We start from the raw sequence: 3389 nt of genomic DNA, 5'->3' as shown, positions 1-3389 counted from the left end.
GCCTCCGCGCTGCCGCGCTCCCGCTCCGCGGCGTCGGCCGCGGGCGCCGGGCGGGGCCACGGGCGCGCCGCCCGCTGGAGGGCGGACGGTTCCTTCGGGGCGGAGGCGCGGATGGCGTGTTCGTCGTCCATGAGGAACCGCTGCCAGACGTCGTCGGGCAGCGACGGCGTGGGCTCCCGCCCCTGAGGCGTCCCGCCGTCGTCGCCCGGCCACTGCGCGGTCACGTCCGTCGCTTCCTCTCGTGTGAGGGAGTCCGCCGGCCACCCCGCGAGCCCCCTGCGCCCCCGAACACCGCAAGGATCATCGCACAGGGCGGCCACGCGCCCGAGGGAGCCCGCCGGCTCCCGTTCCGGCAGGGGAGATCCTACGGATCCGGCCGCGGGAAGCGTGCCCACGGCGCGGTGGCCGCACACCGGACCGTCACCCACCACGGCGCGTGCCCGCCGGCGTCGCACGTGAAGGCGCCGGGAGGAGACTCGATCGGATAAAGGTCCGCCGTCGCAGCCGTCGCCGGCCACCGGCCGTTGCATAGGCTCGGGACGGGGGGAGGCGGCCCGCGGCGGGAGCGGGACGGTCCCGGAGCGCGTCGACACCGTGGGAGCAGGGGATGACCGACAGCAAGCCGCCACCCGGTCAGACGGCGCTGGCCCTGACGCCGTTCGTGGTGATGGCGGTGATCGCGGTCATGGACCTCCTGGCCGGACCCGGGGTCGGGCTGCTGCCGCTGGTGTCGCTGGGCCCGGCCTTCGCCGGACTGGTCGGCGGCTGGCGCCGGACCGCCGTGATCGGCGCCCTGGCCCTCCTGCTCTGCGTCGGCCTCGGGCTGTACAACGGGCTGTTCGCCGAACGCCGGGGCTACGCGGCGATGGGGTCGGTGGCCGGGGTCACCGGCGTCGGCATCGCCGCCGCCGTGGCGCGCTCCCGGCGGGAGGCCGAACTCGCCAGCGTGCGCTCGATCGCCGAGGTGTCCCAGCAGGTGCTGCTGCGGCCGGTACCGCTGACCGCGGGGCCCGTCCAGGTCGCCGTGTCCTACACTTCCGCCGTCGCGGAGGCCCGGATCGGCGGGGACCTCTACGAGGTGGTGTCCTCACCGCACGGTGTGCGCATCATCGTCGGCGACGTCCAGGGCAAGGGCCTGGCCGCCGTGGAGACGGCCGCCGTGGTGCTCGGCGCCTTCCGCGAAGCCGCCTACGACGAACCGGACCTCGTCGGACTCGGGGCGCGCGTGGAGCGGAGCGTGGCCCGCGAACTGGAGGGCGAACGCTTCGTCACCGCGATCCTGGCGGAGATCGGCGCCGACCGGGAGGTGGTGCTCCTCAACTACGGCCACCCCGCACCGATGCTGGTCCGGCGCGACGGCAGCGCCGACTTCCCCGAGCCGCCGGCGTACGCCCTGCCGCTGGGCCTGAGTGAGCTGGCCGCCGACGGGCCGCGGCCCTTCCGGGTCGGGTTCGCCCCCGGTGAGCAACTGCTGTTCCACACCGACGGCGTCACCGAGGCGCGGGACCAGGACGGCCGCTTCTACCCGCTCGCCGAGCGCACCCACCTGCTGAAGGAACCGGACACCCACCGCGCCCTGGAGGCGCTGCGCGAGGACCTCGTCCAGCACGCCGGCGGCCCGCCCGGCGACGACGCCGCGATGCTCCTGGTGCGCTACCACGGGCACCGCGACGGCCCGCCCGCCGACGCGCACCACGGCCGGTGAGGTGCTCGGCCGCCCCGTCAAATGCGCATGCTAGGTTCATATTTGAGCTGCCGGTCTCGAGCCGCCCGGCACCCGCGCCACAGAACCCACGGGACAGGTGACACCTGATGACGGCAGACGGCAGTGAGACCCCCGTGCCGCCCGGCGACGAGGACCCGCTCCCGCGGATCCTGAGCGACACGGCCGCCCTGGCCGCACTCGACGACGCCCCCGGCGGGGCCCTGTGGCGGCTCGCGGAGCCCGGCCGCCAGCTCGACGCCAACGTCGTCCGCATCCCGCCCGGCCGCCGGGTCGACACCCACCGCGAGCCCGAACTCGACGTCCTGCTGCTGGTCCTCGACGGCAGCGGCACCCTCACCGCCCCGGACGGCACGCATGTCCTGACCCGGGGCACCCTGACCTGGCTGCCGCACGGCTCCACCCGCGCCCTCGCCGCCGACGACGCCGGACTGACGTACCTGACCGTCCACCGCCGGCGGCCCGGCATGCGGATCCAGCGGCCCGGCCCGGACTCTCCCGGTCCGGCCGGGGCCACGAAGTGATAACACCGGACAACGCCTGAACGAGCGATGCGGTCTTGACCGCCATGAAGATCTCTTTTCTGATCCACAACGCCTACGGGATGGGAGGGACGATCACCACCACGTTCAACCTGGCCGCCGCCCTGGCCGCGCACCACGACGTGGAGATCGTCTCCGTCCTGCGCCACCGGGAACACCCGAACCTCACCCCCGGCCCCGGCGTCGCCCTGCGGGCCCTGGTGGATCTGAGACGGGAACAGGACCATCCGCTGCACCGGAGACCGGCCGCCGTCTTCCCGGCCGCCGAGTACCGCTACCACCAGTACAGCGAACTGACGGACCGGCGGATCGCCGAGTGCCTCGCCGCCACCGACGCCGACGCGGTCGTCGGCACCCGGCCGGGACTCAACGTGCACCTCGCGCTCCAGGCCCCCGAACGGGTCGCCCGGATCGGACAGGAGCACCTCACGCTCGCCCACCACTCGCCGCGGCTGCGGACCGCCCTGCGCCGCGCCTACCGCGGCCTCGACGTGCTCACCACGGTCACCGAGGCCGACGCCGACGCCTACCGGCGCCGCATGCGGCTGCCCGGGGTGCGCGTGGAAGCCCTGCCCAACAGCGTCCCCGACCCCGTGCTGCCCCCGGCCGACGGCACCGCGCACGTGGTGATCGCCGCAGGACGGCTGGTCCCCGTCAAGCGCTACGACCTGATCGTCCGGGCGTTCGCCCGCGTCGTGGCGGAGTTCCCCGACTGGCAGCTGCGCATCTACGGCCGGGGCGAGGAACACGACCGCCTGCGGGTGCTGATCGAGGAACTCGGGCTGTGGGACCACGTGTTCCTCATGGGCCCGGCCAGCCCCATGGAGGCCGAATGGGTCAAGGGCGCGATCGGCGCGGCCGCCGCCGACTTCGAACCGTTCGGTATGACCCTCGTCGAGGCGATGCGCTGCGGCCTGCCCGTGGTCAGCACCGACTGCCCGCACGGCCCGCGCGAGATCATCGCCGACGGCACGGACGGCCGGCTGGTGCCGCCCGGCGACACCGACGCCTTCGCCGCCGCCCTGCTGGACCTGGTCCGCGACGACGCGCTGCGCCGCCGCATGGGCCGGGCCGCCCTCACCCGCTCCGCACGGTACGCGCCGGGACCCGTCGTGGCGCGGGCG

General features: G+C 74.9%; 3 protein-coding genes and 1 pseudogene. 3 read left to right on the top strand and 1 reads right to left on the bottom strand.

The window, feature by feature from the left end; genetic code table 11:
• Nucleotides 1–224 (bottom strand): annotated as a pseudogene (locus tag G3I53_RS23940) (hypothetical protein); the annotation flags it as partial.
• 383 nt (nt 225–607) lie between these two features.
• On the opposite strand from G3I53_RS23940, the gene G3I53_RS23935 reads away from it, so the two are divergent.
• From G3I53_RS23935 to G3I53_RS23925, 3 genes are all read left to right on the top strand, one after another.
• Entirely contained in the window at nt 608–1705 is a 1098-nt protein-coding gene (locus tag G3I53_RS23935; RefSeq protein WP_164336570.1) for a PP2C family protein-serine/threonine phosphatase, read from the top strand.
• A 107-nt stretch (nt 1706–1812) separates the two neighbouring features.
• The gene (locus tag G3I53_RS23930; protein ID WP_164336568.1) at nt 1813–2247 is read left to right on the top strand and encodes an AraC family ligand binding domain-containing protein; all 435 of its coding nucleotides are present in this window, start codon (nt 1813–1815) and stop codon (nt 2245–2247) included.
• 44 nt (nt 2248–2291) lie between these two features.
• Nucleotides 2292–3389 (top strand): glycosyltransferase (locus G3I53_RS23925; RefSeq protein ID WP_164438750.1); only part of this gene is annotated, 1098 nt, incomplete at its 3' end.

This window comes from Streptomyces sp. SID14436 (assembly GCF_010548465.1).
GTDB lineage: Bacteria > Actinomycetota > Actinomycetes > Streptomycetales > Streptomycetaceae > Streptomyces.
Note: the sequence above shows the minus strand (reverse complement) of the source record. Positions and strands in the feature narration are given on the sequence as shown.

Coding starts and splice junctions, on each gene's coding strand:
- G3I53_RS23935 (WP_164336570.1), top strand. CDS start 608: ATGACCGACAGCAAGCCGCCACCCGGTCAGACGGCGCTGGCCCTGACG.
- G3I53_RS23930 (WP_164336568.1), top strand. CDS start 1,813: ATGACGGCAGACGGCAGTGAGACCCCCGTGCCGCCCGGCGACGAGGAC.